The sequence below is a fragment of the Micavibrio sp. TMED2 genome, assembly GCA_002168225.1.
GTDB lineage: Bacteria > Pseudomonadota > Alphaproteobacteria > TMED2 > TMED2 > TMED2.
On sequence record NHBH01000001.1, the window covers coordinates 761,391 to 778,791 of the forward strand.

The 17,401-nt window shown below is 58.4% G+C and carries 18 protein-coding genes and 1 tRNA gene; 11 read left to right on the forward strand and 8 right to left on the reverse strand.

Features of this window, described 5'->3' with window-relative positions; translation table 11 throughout:
• Window positions 1-22 precede the first annotated feature (22 nt).
• The 4 genes from CBB62_03625 (at window position 23) to CBB62_03640 (ending at window position 3,718) form a co-directional block, all read left to right on the forward strand.
• Window positions 23-799, forward strand: a complete 777-nt coding sequence (locus tag CBB62_03625; protein ID OUT41444.1) for an LPS export ABC transporter ATP-binding protein — start codon at window positions 23-25, stop codon at window positions 797-799.
• Between the two features lie 30 nt (window positions 800-829).
• Complete coding sequence (locus tag CBB62_03630; GenBank protein OUT41445.1) at window positions 830-2,401, forward strand: RNA polymerase sigma-54 factor; 1,572 nt, start codon at window positions 830-832, stop codon at window positions 2,399-2,401.
• A gap of 128 nt (window positions 2,402-2,529) precedes the next feature.
• Window positions 2,530-3,129 (forward strand): ribosomal subunit interface protein, encoded by a 600-nt coding sequence (locus CBB62_03635; protein OUT41446.1) that lies wholly within the window; start codon window positions 2,530-2,532, stop codon window positions 3,127-3,129.
• Window positions 3,130-3,256: 127 nt separating this feature from the next.
• Complete coding sequence (locus CBB62_03640; protein ID OUT41447.1) at window positions 3,257-3,718, forward strand: PTS IIA-like nitrogen-regulatory protein PtsN; 462 nt, start codon at window positions 3,257-3,259, stop codon at window positions 3,716-3,718.
• A gap of 14 nt (window positions 3,719-3,732) precedes the next feature.
• On the opposite strand, the gene CBB62_03645 is transcribed toward CBB62_03640, so the two are convergent.
• Together CBB62_03645 and CBB62_03650 are read right to left on the reverse strand one after the other, a co-directional pair.
• Complete coding sequence (locus CBB62_03645; protein OUT41448.1) at window positions 3,733-3,960, reverse strand: hypothetical protein; 228 nt, start codon at window positions 3,958-3,960, stop codon at window positions 3,733-3,735.
• 5 nt (window positions 3,961-3,965) lie between these two features.
• Window positions 3,966-4,484: a heat-shock protein Hsp20 gene (locus tag CBB62_03650; GenBank protein OUT41449.1), complete on the reverse strand. Its 519-nt coding sequence runs from the start codon at window positions 4,482-4,484 to the stop codon at window positions 3,966-3,968.
• 328 nt (window positions 4,485-4,812) lie between these two features.
• Between CBB62_03650 and CBB62_03655 the strand changes: the two genes are divergently transcribed.
• Window positions 4,813-5,931, forward strand: coding sequence for a hypothetical protein (locus CBB62_03655; GenBank protein ID OUT41450.1), 1,119 nt, complete (start codon window positions 4,813-4,815; stop codon window positions 5,929-5,931).
• 383 nt (window positions 5,932-6,314) lie between these two features.
• Here CBB62_03655 and CBB62_03660 read toward each other — a convergent pair whose 3' ends face one another.
• The 4 genes from CBB62_03660 to CBB62_03675 all read right to left on the reverse strand — a co-directional run bounded on the left by CBB62_03660 (window position 6,315) and on the right by CBB62_03675 (window position 9,036).
• Window positions 6,315-7,133 carry a hypothetical protein gene (locus tag CBB62_03660; GenBank protein OUT41451.1) on the reverse strand — a complete coding sequence of 273 codons (819 nt, stop codon included), beginning with the start codon at window positions 7,131-7,133 and terminating at the stop codon, window positions 6,315-6,317.
• Window positions 7,134-7,177: 44 nt separating this feature from the next.
• Window positions 7,178-7,253, reverse strand: a tRNA-Ala gene (locus tag CBB62_03665).
• A gap of 85 nt (window positions 7,254-7,338) precedes the next feature.
• Window positions 7,339-8,472: a hypothetical protein gene (locus CBB62_03670; GenBank protein OUT41452.1), complete on the reverse strand. Its 1,134-nt coding sequence runs from the start codon at window positions 8,470-8,472 to the stop codon at window positions 7,339-7,341.
• 42 nt (window positions 8,473-8,514) lie between these two features.
• Complete coding sequence (locus CBB62_03675; GenBank protein OUT41453.1) at window positions 8,515-9,036, reverse strand: TIGR02300 family protein; 522 nt, start codon at window positions 9,034-9,036, stop codon at window positions 8,515-8,517.
• A gap of 265 nt (window positions 9,037-9,301) precedes the next feature.
• Between CBB62_03675 and CBB62_03680 the strand changes: the two genes are divergently transcribed.
• Entirely contained in the window at window positions 9,302-10,669 is a 1,368-nt protein-coding gene (locus tag CBB62_03680; GenBank protein OUT41454.1) for a 3-phosphoshikimate 1-carboxyvinyltransferase, read from the forward strand.
• Between the two features lie 8 nt (window positions 10,670-10,677).
• On the opposite strand, the gene CBB62_03685 is transcribed toward CBB62_03680, so the two are convergent.
• A complete protein-coding gene (locus CBB62_03685) occupies window positions 10,678-11,238 on the reverse strand; it encodes a hypothetical protein (protein OUT41455.1) in 561 nt (186 codons plus the stop codon).
• 305 nt (window positions 11,239-11,543) lie between these two features.
• On the opposite strand from CBB62_03685, the gene CBB62_03690 reads away from it, so the two are divergent.
• From CBB62_03690 to CBB62_03705, 4 genes are all read left to right on the forward strand, one after another.
• Window positions 11,544-13,262 (forward strand): 30S ribosomal protein S1, encoded by a 1,719-nt coding sequence (locus CBB62_03690; GenBank protein OUT41456.1) that lies wholly within the window; start codon window positions 11,544-11,546, stop codon window positions 13,260-13,262.
• A 300-nt stretch (window positions 13,263-13,562) separates the two neighbouring features.
• Window positions 13,563-13,847: an integration host factor subunit beta gene (locus tag CBB62_03695; protein ID OUT41457.1), complete on the forward strand. Its 285-nt coding sequence runs from the start codon at window positions 13,563-13,565 to the stop codon at window positions 13,845-13,847.
• Window positions 13,848-13,859: 12 nt separating this feature from the next.
• The gene (locus tag CBB62_03700; protein ID OUT41458.1) at window positions 13,860-14,267 is read left to right on the forward strand and encodes a hypothetical protein; all 408 of its coding nucleotides are present in this window, start codon (window positions 13,860-13,862) and stop codon (window positions 14,265-14,267) included.
• A gap of 75 nt (window positions 14,268-14,342) precedes the next feature.
• Window positions 14,343-15,287, forward strand: coding sequence for an ornithine cyclodeaminase (locus CBB62_03705; GenBank protein OUT41459.1), 945 nt, complete (start codon window positions 14,343-14,345; stop codon window positions 15,285-15,287).
• A 12-nt stretch (window positions 15,288-15,299) separates the two neighbouring features.
• Here CBB62_03705 and CBB62_03710 read toward each other — a convergent pair whose 3' ends face one another.
• Window positions 15,300-16,046, reverse strand: a complete 747-nt coding sequence (locus CBB62_03710; GenBank protein ID OUT42626.1) for a hypothetical protein — start codon at window positions 16,044-16,046, stop codon at window positions 15,300-15,302.
• 118 nt (window positions 16,047-16,164) lie between these two features.
• On the opposite strand from CBB62_03710, the gene CBB62_03715 reads away from it, so the two are divergent.
• Complete coding sequence (locus CBB62_03715; GenBank protein OUT41460.1) at window positions 16,165-17,352, forward strand: hypothetical protein; 1,188 nt, start codon at window positions 16,165-16,167, stop codon at window positions 17,350-17,352.
• Window positions 17,353-17,401: the final 49 nt, after the last annotated feature.

A 17,401-nucleotide genomic window follows, 5' to 3' on the forward strand; every position in this document is an offset into this window, starting at 1 on the left:
GCGCACACCGCCCGGCGAGGAAATGGGTCAGGGCCATCAGGTCGGCTATGGCCATGGCCCGCGTCTGGTCCATAGCAACAGCGGTCTTGAGGCATCCCACCTCGGCAAGCGCTACAAGGGTCGCCCGGTGCTCCGCGATGTCTCGCTCACCGTACAGCGCGGTGAGGCGGTTGGCCTGCTCGGCCCCAACGGTGCAGGCAAGACAACCTCGTTCTACATCATTACCGGTCTGATCCGGCCTGATTACGGTCAGGTGCTGCTCGATGGCGATGACATAACCACCCAGCCGATCTACCGCCGGGCCCGGCTCGGCATCGGCTATCTGCCACAGGAAGCCTCGATCTTCCGCGGGCTGACGGTCGAGGGCAATATCCGCGCGGTGCTGGAAGTGGTCGAGGGCGATGCCTCGATCCGCGAGCTGATGCTTGATGAACTACTGGCCGAGTTCTCGATCAGCCATTTGCGCCATACGCCGACCATCGCCCTGTCCGGTGGTGAGCGCCGACGGGTGGAGATCGCCCGGGCGCTTGCATCCCAGCCGCATTTTGTCCTGCTTGACGAACCTCTGGCCGGGATCGATCCGATTGCCGTTGCGGAAATCCGTGACCTGATCGCGCATCTGAAGGACCGGGGCATTGGCGTGCTGATTACCGATCACAATGTCCGCGATACCCTCGGGATCGTCGACCGCGCCTATATCCTCCATGACGGCAAGGTGCTGATGGAAGGCACGCCACATGACATTGTCGATAATGACGATGTTCGCCGGGTCTATCTCGGCGAGAAGTTCCGGCTGTAGGTGATCCAGATGGGCAAGAGGCAATAACCGATGTCATCGCCGGGACAACGCCTGGAACTCAGGATTGGCACATCGCTGGTCATGACGCCGCAACTGCAGCAGGCGATCAAACTGCTGCAGCTGTCATCGGTGGAGTTGCAGGAATATGTCGAGCAGGAACTGGAGCAGAACCCGCTGCTCGAACGCGACGACAACAGCCGCGACAATGAGGCTGCCAGCGTCAATGAGCCGAACACGGAAGCGCCCGACCCCACTGGCGGCAATGACAGCGATGGCAGCGACAGGGTTGCAGAACGGAGCGACGAGTCTGCCGATCTGATCGACCGGCAGAACAGCACAGAGGCCTTCGACGACGCCTTTGACAGCGATTACGACAATGTCTGGACCAACAGCGATGCGGAAATGCCGGCACCGAGCCTGCCGAGCATGGATGGCGGCAGCCTAGGCCTCGGCGCTGGTGGTGGCAGCGGCCATCTGAGCGATGACGAGCTGGAACTGGAGGCGCGCTACAGCCGTCCGCCGAATTTGCGTGAGCATCTGGCAGCACAGATACCGCTCGAGATCACCGATGCCACCGAGCGGATCATCGCCTTTGCCCTGCTCGACAGCCTCAACGGCTCCGGCTATGTCGAGGCGGATTTCGGTGAGTTGAGCGAACAGCTCGGCTGCAGCCCGGATATGGTCGATGCGGTGCTGGTGAAGTTGCAGCGGCTCGATCCGCCCGGCATCTTCGCCCGCAACCTGACCGAGTGCCTGCGTCTGCAGCTGGTTGATCGCAACCGGTTTGATCCGGCGATGGAGGCCCTGCTCGACAATCTCGACCTGCTCGCGGCCTGTGAGTTTACCAAGCTGCGCAAGATCTGCGGCGTCGATGAGGAAGACCTCAGCGACATGATCGCCGATCTGCGCTCGCTTGATCCGAAACCGGCGGCCAGCTTCGACATGCCGACCGCCGAGCCGGTGATCCCGGATATCTTCGTCCGGCCCAATCCGCGCGGTGGCTGGCTGGTTGAACTGAACCCCGACGCCCTGCCCAAGGTGCTGGTCAATCAGGCCTATCACGCCATGGTGACATCGAAGGTCACCAACAAGGACGACAAGAACTATATCAGCGAGCAGTTCCAGTCGGCCAACTGGCTGGTCAAATCCCTGCACCAGCGGGCAACCACGATCCTCAAGGTGTCAATCGAGCTGGTGCGTCAGCAGGACCAGTTCTTCCGTCACGGGGTACAGGCGCTGAAACCTCTCGTACTGCGCGACATCGCCGAGGCGGTGGAGATGCATGAGAGCACGATCAGCCGGGTAACGACCAACAAGTTCATCGCCTGCCCGCGCGGGATCTTCGAGCTGAAATACTTCTTCACCGCCGCGATTGCCGGGGCGGACGGGGAGAGCAGCCATTCCGCCGAGGCGGTCAAGCACCGCATCCGCACCATGATCGACGCCGAGCCACCGGCGAAGATATTGTCAGACGACAAGATCGTCAGTCTGCTCCGGGCCGACGGGGTCGATATTGCCCGGCGGACGGTGGCGAAGTACCGGGAGGCCATGCGGATTCCGTCATCGGTGCAGCGCCGCCGGGAAAAAAGACTGAACAAATAACTGCTATTTATCCGCAGTTTGACGCGGTAGTGAAAATTAACTCACCTTCAAGCCTTGATTGGCGGGCCGTCTGCGCGCAGACTTATTGCTGTATGTGACACACGAAAAAGAACGGATGCAAAAAGCCCATGAAACTTAACATCATCGGTAAGAATATGGATGTGGGTGATAGTTTACGGGAGTATGTCGAGGAGCATTTAAACGCGCTGACAGTAAAGTATTTTCCGAACCCGATCGAGGGTAAGGTTATCGTGTCCAAGGATGCGTATCTGTATCAGGTGGACATTTCCGTCCATGTGGGCCGCAACATCCTGCTGCAGGCCAATGGATCGGCACCGGAGCCATATCCGGCCTTTGATGCCGCCGCCGAACGCATCGAAAAGCGCTTGCGCCGTTACAAGCGCAAGCTGCGCGATCACAACCAGAAAGCGTCCGAGGAAATGCGGGCCAACCAGTATGTGATTGATCATGCAGAGCAACCGGCAGTCGAGCCGGATGACAGTGACGATGGCGAGCCAACCATTGTCGCCGAACTGCCGATTACAATTGAGGAACTGACGGTTTCCGAGGCGGTCATGCGCCTTGATCTGGGTGAGTTGCCCGCACTGATGTTCCGAAATCGTGCCCATGGCGGGCTGAATATGATATACCGTCGTCCAGACGGGCATATCGGGTGGGTAGACCCGGAAACAATCGAAGCTAATCAGAAAACGCCTGAGATGGCGTGATCATGATAACGGGATAGCGGCAGGTCATGGGGCTTTCATGATTTGCCGTTAGACCCGTGATGAAACCGGAGGCGGGCAGGTTGCCTCTGGTATATATCGTAAACTGGCAGGGGGCAGAAACGACGATATGGCTGCGCCAGAACTGAATTCGAAAATGATTTGTGAGTCGCTCAAGGCGACGAGCAAGAAACAGGCCCTGCAGGAAATCGCCGCGATCTTTGCCTCGGTGTATGACCTGCCGGAACGCGATGTGTTCGACACGCTGCTTGAGCGTGAGCGCCTCGGCACGACCGGTGTCGGCAAGGGCATCGCAATCCCCCATGGGAAGATTGCCGGTATCCGCAATGTGGTCGGGGTTTTTGCCCGGCTTGATCGACCGATTGATTTTGATGCGATGGATGATCAGCCGGTTGATCTGATCTTCGCCATGCTGGCCCCGGAAGGTGCCGGTGCTGATCACCTGAAATCACTGGCGAAGGTATCTCGTCTGCTGAAAGAGCAGTCGTTGTGTGAGAAGTTGCGCGGTGCCGATGGCGCGGCCGCGATTGAGGCGCTGCTGGTGCAGCATGCGGACAGCCGCGCCGCCTGATTGCCTACAATTGATTAGTGGACGCTGGCGACTTCCAGTTCGTTGTGCTGGATCGTGGCGATTGCCTGGCCCAGATGGTCAATCACTGCCAGTTCGGTACCGTCAGCCGCATGTACGGCATATTTCTCGGCACCATCTTCCATGATCGTACGGATATAGGCCACGTCATTGATGCCGAAGGTCAGGAAATCCTGTGTTGTCAGAGCAGATTCGCTGATCTGTGATGGGGTGTTTGCTGTCATGGTTCCTACTCCTTTGCATTCTGCTGTTGCCCGAGCTCCTGCTCCGGGACCGGTTGGCTCTCGCCTTCGATTGCGACCGCCTCATTGGTATTGGCCGAGTTGTCGCCGGCGTTGATCTGTATCGTCCTGACCGTGGTTGCCGGTGGTGGCAGGCGCAGATCAATATGCAACAACCCGTGTCGCAGATTGGCCCCTGCAACCTCGATGCCATCGGCCAGCAGAAAGGCGCGCTGGAACTGCCGGGAGGCAATGCCGCGATGCAGATAGATGCTCTCGTCCCCGGTTTTCTTCGATGACTGACGACCGCGGATGACCAGTTGCGCATCCTCGACCTGAATGGACAGATCATCGAGGGTGAAGCCGGCCACGGCCACCGTGATGCGAAGATTGCCGTCGGCAAATTGTTCGATATTGTAGGGCGGATAGCTGTCGCCTGCGCTCTTGGTCAGCCGGTCGAGCGTTTGCTCAATCTGGTCGAACCCGAGCAGAAACGGGCTGTTAAAAGCGGACAAACGTCCTGACATGGTGCACTCCTAAAATCCAAGCGAGTGGGCCATCGGCAAAGCTGCCGGGTAATTCTCAATCGTGCCAACCCTGATATAGCGGCATTGACACTTGGATATTATGTGGTCAGCACCTGCCCAAAGATCAAGTGGTGACGGTTTTTATGCGTGGATAACGGGTTACGCGGCAGGGGGTGTCGATTTGGGGCATCTGACAGGTGCCCTTGGCGTCGAAAGGTGGTACGCTGCTGCCTGTGCCGTGAACTAGCTTCACTTTTCGCCGGATTGACTGAGTAGCAGCCCATCCGGCACCGTCGCATAACGATACGGGGATGGTGGGCGTCAAGCCATGTCGATGCTTGAGCATAAAACGGTCAGTTCGGTCGATGAACTGAATGCGTTCCTCAGCAAACAATGGGGGTATGGCCGCAATCTGGTGGTCGGCTGGTCATTGATGCGGGTCGGCCTCAAACTCCTGATGGCCCCGCGTTCGCGCATCTTCCATGTAGCGACATCCGATCCGCGTATTGTTCGCGGCGAACGCCTGATGAGCCAGGATGAACTGAACCGCCGGGCGCGCCAGTTGAATGTCGAAACCATCAGCCTGTCGGTCTCCAAACAGTTTGGTGAGGGCCCCGGTCGGATAAGTCTGTCCGCCGTTGAAGTCCTCATGCGCCGCTATTCGATTATCGAGACCGAGCATCGGGCGGTTCTGCTGTTCGATATCACCGGCTTCGGTCGCCTGCCGCCGCTCAGTCAGGTGGCGCAGCTCAGCTATCTGGATCATGCAATCAATGTGGCCCAGCGGGTTGTGTCGGATGCCCAGATCTATGTCGAGGTCAACCGCTCGACCACCGGGGACGGTTTCTATTGCTGGAACCGTCGTGAGGGGTTTGATGCGGATGCCAACCTGTTTGCCTTCAAGGCGATCACGCTGGCGCTGGTCAATTACATGATGCGCCATGAGGCCAAGCATTACATCCCGACCACCAAGACCTGCGCCTCAATCGGTTCCCACTACACTTACTTCTCTGTTGAGCGGCTGAACCCGCGCGGGTCGAACTATATCGTCGGGGATGTCACCATCGAGCTGGCCCGCCTGATGGAAGCAGCTGATCCGAACCAGATACTGGTCGGCAATTTCGTGCGTCCGACCCCGGCGGGTGAGGTCTTCACGCCCAAGGATTTCGCCGGGATCGTCAATGAGAAGCTGCGCGCGTTCTGTAACCGCCGCCTGTTCGGTACCAAGCTGCGTGAGGCCAAATTCTATCTGACCGGACGACAGGTGGACCGTACCTATATGGTCGACCGGTTCACGATCGAGGACAAGCACGGCTTCAAGCACGTGGCCTTCAATGCCAAGATCAACTTCCATTTCGAGGATGGCACCTCGGTCTATCTCGGCCTGCCTGCGGTTGAAGCGCGCAAGGACCGTGCCTTCGACGAAGTGCCGCTTAACGAAATCTAGCGCACGCGAAAGCAGTAGGGCATTCAGCCAAAACCTGTAATCGGAACAACCGACCAGCCTGATGAAAAGAGGGGGGCGGACCGCCGGGCTGGTGAAGCCTGGGTAGGGGGGCAAGGGACTTCAGCCAATTTCCCAATATGTGGGAAGGGGGGACATCCCGACGATCCGTAAGATAGATATAAAAACCAAAAATAAGGTCACAATAGGGCGGCGGTAAAAAAAGTGTATTCGCCGCCGATTATTTTTACATCAGTGGTTTCTAATTGATATATATTGCTAAAAAACAGTCGGTTAACCATACAACCATATGTGGGTTGTATCGTTTATTATTGCGAAATAATCGGTTAACACTCCGTCAGTGCCGATTTTTCGCCATTTTTTGTTCAAATAGCGCGATGGGCCACAAGGGTCGTATTCCGGATGTGCTGAAGTGGCACACCGGACTGGTGCAGGGCGTTAAGCGTGTCCCAGACACCGGTCATGCTCGGCGTATAGTCATGCCAGAGCAGCAAACCGCCGGGTGCGAGCATGGCCAGCGCTTTTTCGCTGTCAGACCTGACATAGGAAGCCGCATGGCCGCCATCAATGAAAATCAGGTCAAAACGCCCGCGATAGGGCTCGTGATCGAATTCCTTGCTGTCACCGAACAGCTGGGTGATTTTCCGGCCTTCCGGCGTGTTCGCGTAATAGAACTCACTGACTTGGCTTTCCTTCTGCGCGGTTTCCAGGGCGGCCATATCATCGCCAGCAGCACGGTTACCGGCGGCATTGCCATCGGGTGGCAGGGTGATTGTGACGATCTCCGCCTCATTCGGTGCATTGGCGGCGAACAGATAGGTGGTCTTGCCGGTACAGGTGCCGAGCTCAAATATCTGTCGGGCCGATTTGGCAAAACCAGCCAGCAGCCATGCCTCGGTATCAGTCGTGCCGCCCAGCGTGCCGCCCGCACCGATAAACCGCACTTCACTGTCGAGGCTGGGGGCCTGCGCCCGGCTGAGGGCGAAGCGCGGATCAATCGCACCCGGTTCAACCAGCGGTATCGGATTGCTGCCGATGGATTTCCGCCCCCGGCGCCGGTCGCGCTGGCGGAGATAGTTTTTGCCCAGCCACAGCAGGGCGATCAGGAGCAGCAGGTTGGAGAGGATCAGCAGGGCAATCAGCATGGTGCGGTCCAGTCGGATATTCGGCAGGAGGGCCCACAAAAAACAAAACCCGGCATGAGAGCCGGGTCAAGCCTTGGTCTGATTGGTGGAGCTAAGCGGGATCGAACCGCTGACCTCTACAATGCCATTGTAGCGCTCTCCCAGCTGAGCTATAGCCCCGTCACCAATCTGAGACCGCGTATTTAGGCCGTTAAAACCGCGCTGGCAAGGGTCTTTTTCAAGAAAATCCGTGAAAAGTACCGGATCAGAATTTGTAGGAGACGCTGAACGCACCGAATTGCTGCTGGCTGCCCTGCGTCTGGTATTCCTCGGTCCGGGTGACATAGGTCCAGGCGATCTGGACATCGTGGAACTGCATCGCCAATCCGACCTGAAAGTCCGCAACCAGCGGGCGGCGATCGACGCTTGGCCCACCGCTGCGCAGCAGGTTGCCATCAAGGAACATGTTGTAGGCGACAGCCCGACCGGCAACACCGGCGAAGACGTACCAGCTGAAATCACTGTCAGGGTCGAAGAAGCCGCCGCCGGCCACTGCCGGGCGTACCCGTGGCGGGCCGAAATCCTGTCGCAGATCCTGCCCGAAGCGGAAGGTAAGGCCGACCTGCGCCTGGGTCAGCACATTGCCGAGACTGGCCCCGATGCTTGGCGTTACGTCAAAGCCGTAGCCATCGAAGAAATCGCCCTCATCCCCCTGCCAGTCATAGAGGCTGCGGAAACTGCGGTCATAGCTGATCAGCAGGGCCGGTTCGTTTTTAAGCTGGTTGTCCCAGCCATTTGCCTCATCAACACCGGTCAGGCGGTGATAATTGTTCTGTACGAACTCACCCCCGGCCAGTTCACCAACCACGCCCAGTTGCAGGCTGAGTGTCTCCAGCAGCTGCGGGCTTTCCACCTGCAGGGCGGCCTCACCATAGAGATAGCCGGCATAGGGATGCTGGTTCGGGCGCGGCGCCGTGGTCTGGGTATCTTCCGGGGTGAAGATGCTCTGGCCGATCGAAACGCCATAGCGGACGTTGTCAGAGCCATCGGCACCGAGCAGCGTGCGTGCTGCCTTCGCGGTAAAGCTGCCGACCGACTGGGTCGGCGAGAGATAGGATATGCGGTTGCCGTTGGTGTAGTTGCGGTCGGTGCCGCCAAAGCGGTCATTTTCCCAGATGAAGGTGATGGTACCGTCATCATCCTGTTTCAGCAGGCGTGGATCGTCGGCGTCGAGTTCCTCACGCGCCGTCTTGTCGATCTGCAGTTCCGGCTCCACCGGCTTTGACTCATCGGCCAGCGCGGTTGAGAGCGGTACCACTGGCGCCATCAGCAGGGGCGATAGCGCAAAAACAAACATCCGGCAGAGGGTTGCGCTTTGCCGGATGTTCGATCGTGTCATTTTATGGTGTCCAGTTGATAGGGGCGGGGTAACAGTGACCCCTTATATATCGCCTGAGCCGCCTTTTGGTTTCACGTCGCCCAGGTCGTCATCGTCGAGATCGTCATCATCGACGAGTACGTCATCACCAAGGTCATCGCCCAGATCGTCGTCGTCAAGGTCGGTGTCGATGTCGTCATCATCATCGTCATCGTCCGTGTCATCATCGTCATCTTTCAACAGGCTGGCATCGGCTTCACCGTCCAGCTCATCGATTTCCGCGATGTCGTCCTCTTCTTCCTCGAGATCATCATCATCGTCATCTGATGCCGTGGTTTCGAGGTCATCTTCATCCTCGTCCTCATCATCATCGTAATCGGCCTCGGTCTTCTTCGATGCCTTTTTCGGAGATGGCTTCTTCACGTCATCGGATTGTGGTGCACGGGTGCGGCGTGACTTCAGCATCGCCTCGGGATCGTATTCTGTGCTGCATGACGGGCAAACCGGTGGGTTCTTGCCGAGGTCATAGTAACGGGTTGCGCAGTTTGGGCAGATGCGCTTGGTGCCGAGTGATGTCTTGCTCACGGGAGGGTATCCTTAGAGGTCACGGTCAATGTACAAAATGGGTCTGCAAATATGAGGTGTACTGGCGGCCATGGCCAGATATAACCGGCCCCCAATTCCGTTTCGCGTTTGCCATGAGGCGAGCGGGTTGTCAAAGTCAAATTGACCGGGTATTTCCGCATCCGGCTTATCAATCATTGGCGCTGGCATCGGGATCGGCTGTAAACTCGCCCGACCCCGTGGATTTCACCCGGCGGCAAACATAACGAAAACAAGCAGAAAACAAATGGCCCACGGCGAAACGCAACACCCAATGGTCGCGCGGCGCAGCGATGCGCTGACGGGTACAATCCGGGTTCCCGGTGACAAATCGATCTCACACCGCTCGCTGATTTTCGGCACCCTCGCGGTTGGCCGGACTGAAGTTGAAGGGCTGCTCGAAGCCGAGGATGTGCTCAACACCATGGCTGCCATGCGCGCGCTGGGAGCCACCATTACCCATCACGCCGGGCCGGGTGGCCGGGTCAGCATTGATGGTGTCGGTGTCGGTGCGCTCAGCGAACCTGATCGGGTGCTTGATATGGGCAACAGCGGTACCGCGGCCCGCCTGCTGGTTGGCCTCGTCGCAACCCATCCGATCACCACCTTCTTTACCGGTGATGCCTCGCTGGTGAAGCGGCCTATGGCACGGGTCACCGATCCGCTGTCCCGTATGGGCGCGAGCTTCCACAGCCGTCGCGGTGAGCTTGGTACTGGTCGCCTGCCGATGATGGTCGAGGGGGCAGAGCTTGCCGTGCCGATTGAATACCGCCTGCCGGTTGCCTCGGCGCAGGTGAAGTCGGCGATCATGTTGGCCGGGCTGAACACGCCGGGCGAGACCACGGTGATCGAGGCCGTGCCGACCCGCGACCATACCGAAAACATGTTGCGCCATTTCGGTGCCGCCCCGACCATCACTACCGACAGTGATGGTGCCACCCGCATTACCGTGACTGGTCAGCAGGAACTGGTCGCCGCCGATATCAAGGTGCCGACCGATCCGAGTTCGGCTGCCTTCCCGATTGTCGCGGCACTGATCCGTCCCGGCTCCGATGTCACCATCGAGGCGGTTGGCATGAATGCCCGTCGCACCGGGCTGATCCTGACCCTTAAAGAGATGGGTGGCCAGATCGATATTCTGAACGAGCGCATCGAGGCAGGCGAACCAGTGGCCGATCTGCGGGTTCGTGGCAGTGTGCTCGAAGGCATTGAAGTACCGGCCAGCCGGGCGGCCGACATGATCGACGAATATCCGGTTCTGTCAGTGGCCGCATCCTGCGCCAAGGGCACGACCTATATGCCCGGCCTGCACGAATTGCGGGTCAAGGAGAGCGACCGTCTGGCCATGATGGCGACTGGGCTTGCCGCTTGTGGGGTCGATCTCGATGAGGGAGAGGACAGCCTGACCATCCGTGGCACCGGTCAGCCGCCGAAGGGCGGGGCGACGGTAGCCACCGCACTGGATCACCGCATCGCTATGAGCTTCCTCGTCCTCGGCCTCGCCAGTGACGAGCCGGTCACGGTCGATGATGCCACCCCGATCGCCACCAGTTTCCCGAGCTTTGCCAAGCTGATGATCCAGCTCGGCGCCAAGCTGCAGCATAATCCGGTCTGATCGGCGGGCTATTTGCTGGCAGGTCCGAGCAGCTCGTCGAGCAGTGCCTTGGTATCGGCGGTGAAATCCGCCAGATCGCCATGGTTGTGGATGTAGTGATCGGCAATCGCGATCGGGCCGCCCTTCTCCAGATTCTCGATCTCGGCAATATCGCGGTTGCGGGCCTCGGTATAGGTGAGGGGGCGGATTTCCCGTTCGGCCAGCCGCTGATGGCGCAGGCCCTTGGGCGCAACAATGCCAACCAGCACCAACTGATCGCCAAATGCCTCTTTCAGGGTCTTGTACTCTGAAAAACTGTACAGCCCGTCGATCCCGCAATGTTTGCTGCCATCGCCGGTCTTGGCCTTCAGCTGCGGCAGGGCGAGCTGGGCCATGGCATCCATGCCGAACTGCTCACGCAGCTCCTCGCGCACCAGCTTCTCATTGTCCGGAGTCCCAGGCAAACCGCGCTCTTTCACCTCTTTCAGCACCAGCCCGCCAAAATAGATCAGGGGCAGGCCACGACGGCGCAATTCCTCAGCGAAAACGGATTTGCCCGATCCGGGCATGCCAACAGCGGTAATAATCATGGAAGGTATCGTCGGTTACGATTGTCAGAATCTTATGCGAGACGCTTGCATCCGTGGTTTTCCGGCACTATAACGCGCGCGTCCAGTGGTTTGGTTGACACATCCTGATCCATGCGTGGCGCACGCGGCGTTGAAGCCTGCGGGCGTTTTTGCATTTCAAGGGATGGGGCAACCGCTACGGGCACTTGATAACCCGCTGAAGAGTGGTTGTCGACCGCTGACACGACCGGTCGCACAGACATTCTTCGCATCAGGTTCTTATCCATAACCCTTAACCCCGTGTCGTGTGCATAACTGGAGTTTCCATGGCTGAAGCAGCTGCTAAACAGCAACAAGATAAAATGTCCTTTGCCGATATGCTTGATGAGTCGCTCGGCGCCTCAGAAGGTTTTGAAGGTAGCGTCGTCAGCGGTGTTGTCATCGCCCTCGACAGTGATGCTGCCCTCATCGATGTCGGCCTCAAGTCCGAAGGTCGCGTTCCCCTGCGGGAATTTGCTGCACCCGGACAAAAGCCCGAACTGACCGTTGGCGATACCGTTGAGGTTTACGTCGAGCGTATGGAAGACAAGAACGGCGAAGCTGTTCTGTCCCGCGAGAAAGCCCGCCGCGAAGAGGCTTGGCAGCAACTCGAAACCGCCTTCAACGAAAGCCGTCGCGTTACCGGTACCATCTTCGGTCGCGTCAAGGGTGGCTTTACCGTTGATCTCAACGGCGCGGTTGCGTTCCTGCCGGGCAGCCAAGTCGATATTCGCCCTGTCCGCGACGTTTCCCCGCTCATGGGTACCCCACAGCCATTCCAGATCCTGAAAATGGACCGTTCACGTGGCAACATCGTTGTGTCACGTCGTGCCGTTCTCGAAGAGAGCCGCGCGGAAGCACGTTCCGAGCTGGTTTCCAGCCTGCAGGAAGGTCAGGTTCTTCAGGGTGTCGTCAAAAACATCACCGATTACGGCGCGTTCGTCGATCTCGGCGGTGTCGATGGCCTGCTGCACGTTACCGACATCTCATGGCGTCGTATCAACCACCCATCGGAAGCCCTGCAAATCGGCCAGTCTGTCGAAGTTCAGGTCGTTCGCTTCAATGCTGAAACCCAGCGTATCTCTCTCGGCATGAAACAGCTCGAGACCGATCCATGGGAAGGCGTCGAAGCCAAGTATCCGGTCGGTGCCAAGTTCTCTGGCCGCGTTACCAACATCACCGACTACGGTGCGTTTGTTGAGCTCGAGCCCGGCATCGAAGGTCTGGTTCACGTTTCCGAAATGTCCTGGACCAAGAAAAACGTCCACCCCGGTAAAATCGTCTCTACCAGCCAGGAAGTTGACGTTGCCGTTCTCGACGTTGATCCGAACAAACGCCGTATCTCTCTCGGCCTGAAGCAGACCATGGAAAACCCATGGGACAGCTTCTCTGCCAACTATCAGGTTGGTGCCGAGATCGATGGCGATGTCCGCAACATCACCGAATTCGGCCTGTTTGTCGGCCTGCCAGGTGACATCGAGGGCATGGTTCACATCTCTGATCTGGATTGGGAAAAATCCGGTGAGGAAGCGATCAAGGAATACACCAAGGGCGATGCCATCAAGGTCAAAGTCCTTGAGGTCGACACCGAGAAAGAGCGTATCTCCCTCGGCGTCAAGCAACTGTCCGACGATCCATATGAAGGTGCCGCAGGCTCCGTCAAAAAGGGTCAGATCGTTACCTGTACCGTTACCAAACTTGAAGATAACGGTGTTGAAGTTGAGGTCACCGAAGGTGTCACCGGCTTCATCCGCAAGGGTGAACTGTCCCGTGATCGTTCCGAGCAGCGTCCTGACCGTTTCGCCGTTGGTGAAAAGGTCGACGCTATCGTCACCACCGTTGACCGCAGCGGTCGCAAGGTGAACCTGTCGATCAAACAACGCGAAGTTGCTGAAGAGAAGAAAGCAATGGCTGAATTCGGTTCTACCGACAGCGGTGCGTCTCTCGGTGACATCCTTGGCGCGGCCATGAAAAAAGCCGAAGCCGGTAGCGACGAAGACAAGTAAGAACTGGCCAAAACGGTCAGTTTTTGCAAAAACACACAAAAATGTCGGCGGGGAACCCTCTTCGCCGGCATTTTTCTTAAGCGTTCCTTGACGGCTTGCGTTATGCTTTGGCACTCTCACAAGCGCATGATTTAGAAATAAAATTAGATATATGCGTAATCGTGATGACCAATGGTTGTTCGATGGTTGTAATGTGAACGATAACGCATGTAGAAAAAAACCGGATGTTGTGACGGGCGTTTTGGTGAGAGCCGTTAGCCAGGCAACTAACCGCGTTGTTTTTGGAGGTTTAACTTTTCTATGACCAAGTCTGAGTTGATTTTACGACTGTCAGAACAGAATCCGCACCTGTATCAGCGCGATGTTGAACGGCTGGTTGCCTGCGTCTTTGACGAGATCACGGCGGCCCTTGCCCGTGGTGACCGGGTTGAACTGCGCGGTTTCGGTGCCTTCTCCGTCAAACAGCGTGATGCCCGTGTCGGTCGCAACCCGCGTACCGGTGAGAGCGTTCAGGTTGATGCGAAGAGTGTTCCGTTCTTCAAAACCGGCAAGCAGCTGCGTGAGCGCCTCAACGGCGACGCATAAAACAGGTACCTGATGTTGCGCCTTTTCACATGGCCGATCATGGCCGTTGTAAGTCTTGTTCTTGTTTCCTTTGCGCTGAGCAATCGCAATCCGGTCGAGATTGCCCTGTTCCCGCTGCCGGGAACGCTGACCCTACCGTTATTCCTGTTGGTTCTGGTCGTTGCATTTGTGGCGATGCTGGTTGGCGGCTTTGTCATCTGGTGCAATGCCGCCCCGCGCCGCAAGGCCGGTCGTGCCGCAGAGAAGCAGGCTGCCGCGCTTGAAAAAGAACTTGCCGGGGTCAAGGCCGAACTGGCCAAGCGCCCGCCATCCCCGGTGCCACAGACATTGCTGTCACCGCCGAACCCGCTGGTTGTCCCCGAACAGCCCAAAACCATCGACGCTGCAGATGCGGACAAGGTGGACCGGGTCGCCTCTTGATTTGCCTCTTTGACTTGATCGGGGCGGCAGACCGGCAATCAGGCCGGGTCTGACAAACAAGCAGGGACGTACCATATGCGCGTTATCTCTGCCGCCGAGGTCGATGCGGCCCTTGATTACAAACATCTGGTTGAGCGTCTGAGGCAGGCATTCCGCAGCGGTGCCGAGGTGCCATTGCGCCAGCACCTGACCATCCCCACCCATACGGAACACCCCGGCAATCTGCTGATCATGCCCGCCTGGCAGACCGGCAAGCATCTGGGGGTCAAGCTGGTCACGGTTTTTCCCGACAACGCGAAACAGAGCATTCCGGCGGTCATTGGCAGCTATCTGCTGATGGATGCCAGAACCGGTAAGCCCAAGGCGCTGATCGATGGGTCGGCGCTGACCGTGCGCCGGACCGCCTGTGCCTCGGCGCTGGCGTCGGGTTACCTGTCGCGCAGTGATGCCAGCCGCCTGCTCATGGTCGGCACTGGTGCGCTCGCGCCGCATCTGATCCTCGCCCATGCGGCGGTGCGGCCGATTTCTGAAGTGCTGATCTGGGGACGTAACAAGGCCAAGGCCGAGAAGCTGGCCAAAAACCTCGCCCGCTATACCAACCGGCGGTTGACGATCAATGCCACGGATGAGTTAGATGCCGCGATTGAGGGGGCGGATATCGTCTCCTGTGCCACGCTGGCGGAACAGCCGCTGATCAAGGGCGAGTTGCTCAAGCCCGGTGCCCATCTCGATCTGGTCGGTGCTTTCCGCCCGGATATGCGTGAGGCCGATGACAGCGCCTTCAAGCGCGGGCTGGTCTTCGTCGATACCCGCGAGGGTGCGCTGAAAGAGGCCGGTGACATCATTCAGGCGATCAATAACGGTGCCATGACCGAACAGGACATCATCGGCGATCTGTTCGGCCTGACCCGCGGTGAGTCCAGTGCCCGCTGGCGCTATAATGATATTACGGTGTTCAAATCGGTCGGCACGGCGCTGGAAGACCTCGCCGCTGCCGAACTGACCTTTGAGCGTGTTTAGCCCGCAGTACCTCTAGGCATCCTGAAACCGGCTGCTGACCACACGCCAGTTGATGCTCTTCTCCAGCAAGGCGCGGACATGATCCTTCCGGCGGTTCTGGTAGTCGAGGTAATAGGCGTGTTCCCACAGGTCCAGATTAAGCACCGGGCTGCCGCCTTCCGCGATCGGCGTATTGCCATTGCGGGTCTTCACGATCGACAGCTTGTTTTCCGGTGTCCTAACCAGCCAGATCCAGCCGCTGCCGAACAGGCTGCCGGATTGTTCGACAATCTGATTAACCATGACGTCAAACCGACCAAAACTCTCGTCGATTGCAGCCTTCAAAATGTCATCCGGTTCTGCCGGTCCGCCAGGTACCAGCGTTTCCCAGTACTGCACATGGTTGAGCGCCTGACCGGCATTGTTGAAAATGTCCTGATGCAGATCCTGCTGTTTCGATTGTCGCACTACCTCCACAAGGCTCATCGCCTCATAGGGTGTGCCCTGCACCAGCTTGTTCAGCTTGTTGTAATAACCGGCATGGTGCTTTTCGTAATGGAGTACCATGGTCTGTGATGAAATCACCGGGTCGAGTGCGGTGGTCTCGAACCCCAGTTCCGGTTGCACAAATGGACCCTTTACCACTTCTGTCGACTGGTCGAGGGCGTGTACATCCTCATCGCCCTGCGCGAAGGCGGGGCTGATCCCGATGGTTGTTGTGGCTGCGGCAAAACCGATCCCGGCGGCCAGCAGCGCTCTGCGATCCAAATTATCTGCCATCAATAAAATCCATAATCTAATATTACGGACACAACGCTGAAGCTGTGGCAGGGTTCAGCGGCAAGGCGAGATTCCATAATATTGCCATTATTCAGCAGGGTTCAGATCGGGTGTGGGCATGAGTGACAAGCCAGCGATTGCAGTGATCGGCGCCGGTATTATGGGGCTGTCGACCGCATGGGCGCTGTATCGGGCCGGGGCGCGGGTTTCGGTATTCGAGCAGGCGCATATTCCCAATCCCGATGGCAGCTCGGTGGATGAAAGCCGCCTGATCCGCCACCCCTATGGCAATGCCATGGGCTATACGGCGATGGTCGATCCGGCCTTTGCCGCTTGGGACCGGCTGTTTGCCGACCTGACGAAATTTGCCGGTGATGAGCCGCTCTATCATGAGACCGGGACGCTGGTGATGGATACCGGCGGGGCCGAGGGCCGTGACGCGGCGACCGACCGCAGCTGGATGCCCGAACGCAAGGACTGGATCGCCGGATCGCGGCGCTGTCTGGAGCAGCTCTCTGTTGCCTATCGTGATCTGGACGGGGCGGGTTGTGCCGCACTGGTGCCGGGCCTACGTGGTGAGATCGTGCTCGATGCCTTCCATGTGGCGACCGGCGGTGTGCTTCATGCCGGACGGATTGTCGAGCTGACCGCCCATTACCTGTCGCGCAGCGGCGTGCATATCCATCCCAACCGCCCGGTGCACGGTCTTGATCTGGAAACCGGCATACTGGATTTCGGTGATGGCACGACGGAGCAGTTCGACGCTGTCGTGGTGGCTGCCGGTGCCTGGGTCACCAAATTGCTGCCGGAACTCGGTACGCGGGTGACGCCCTCACGGCAGATGGTGGTTTATATCAACCTCACCGATGATGAGCTGGCGGCATGGCGGATGGCGCCAATGCTGCTCGATATTGATCCGGCCAACGGCTTTTATGCCGTGCCGCCAGTGTTCGGCAACCGGCTGAAGATCGGCGATCACAAGTTCAGCCTGAGCGGTGATCCCGATGATGACCGCGATGTGGCCCGTGATGCGGCGCACAATGTTGTCGACTGGGCCGCAGCGCGCCTCGGCAATCTCGACCGCAGCCGTCTGGAGAGCGCCAGAGCCTGCTTCTATACCGTGCAGCCGGAAGAGCGCTTCCTGCTCGAGCCAATGGGGCGCAAGGGCTTTGTAATGTCAGGGTTTTCCGGCCACGGTTTCAAGTTCGGCGCGCTGATGGGCGAGGCCATGGCCGATATGGTTCTGGGCCAGCGGGACAAAGATGTGGTGACACCATGGGCTGCCGGGTTGGCATCCGTCGCATAAGCAGGTAAACCGGCGCGATCCGAGTTTATTCTTCTGACTGTTAAGAGCC

Bases quoted from the DNA above. Each gene is read 5' to 3' on its own strand.
- CBB62_03625 (OUT41444.1), top strand. From the start codon at position 23: ATGGGTCAGGGCCATCAGGTCGGCTATGGCCATGGCCCGCGTCTGGTC.
- CBB62_03630 (OUT41445.1), top strand. From the start codon at position 830: ATGTCATCGCCGGGACAACGCCTGGAACTCAGGATTGGCACATCGCTG.
- CBB62_03635 (OUT41446.1), top strand. From the start codon at position 2,530: ATGAAACTTAACATCATCGGTAAGAATATGGATGTGGGTGATAGTTTA.
- CBB62_03640 (OUT41447.1), top strand. From the start codon at position 3,257: ATGGCTGCGCCAGAACTGAATTCGAAAATGATTTGTGAGTCGCTCAAG.
- CBB62_03645 (OUT41448.1), bottom strand. From the start codon at position 3,960: ATGACAGCAAACACCCCATCACAGATCAGCGAATCTGCTCTGACAACA.
- CBB62_03650 (OUT41449.1), bottom strand. From the start codon at position 4,484: ATGTCAGGACGTTTGTCCGCTTTTAACAGCCCGTTTCTGCTCGGGTTC.
- CBB62_03655 (OUT41450.1), top strand. From the start codon at position 4,813: ATGTCGATGCTTGAGCATAAAACGGTCAGTTCGGTCGATGAACTGAAT.
- CBB62_03670 (OUT41452.1), bottom strand. From the start codon at position 8,472: ATGACACGATCGAACATCCGGCAAAGCGCAACCCTCTGCCGGATGTTT.
- CBB62_03680 (OUT41454.1), top strand. From the start codon at position 9,302: ATGGCCCACGGCGAAACGCAACACCCAATGGTCGCGCGGCGCAGCGAT.
- CBB62_03685 (OUT41455.1), bottom strand. From the start codon at position 11,238: ATGATTATTACCGCTGTTGGCATGCCCGGATCGGGCAAATCCGTTTTC.
- CBB62_03690 (OUT41456.1), top strand. From the start codon at position 11,544: ATGGCTGAAGCAGCTGCTAAACAGCAACAAGATAAAATGTCCTTTGCC.
- CBB62_03695 (OUT41457.1), top strand. From the start codon at position 13,563: ATGACCAAGTCTGAGTTGATTTTACGACTGTCAGAACAGAATCCGCAC.
- CBB62_03700 (OUT41458.1), top strand. From the start codon at position 13,860: ATGTTGCGCCTTTTCACATGGCCGATCATGGCCGTTGTAAGTCTTGTT.
- CBB62_03705 (OUT41459.1), top strand. From the start codon at position 14,343: ATGCGCGTTATCTCTGCCGCCGAGGTCGATGCGGCCCTTGATTACAAA.
- CBB62_03710 (OUT42626.1), bottom strand. From the start codon at position 16,046: ATGGCAGATAATTTGGATCGCAGAGCGCTGCTGGCCGCCGGGATCGGT.
- CBB62_03715 (OUT41460.1), top strand. From the start codon at position 16,165: ATGAGTGACAAGCCAGCGATTGCAGTGATCGGCGCCGGTATTATGGGG.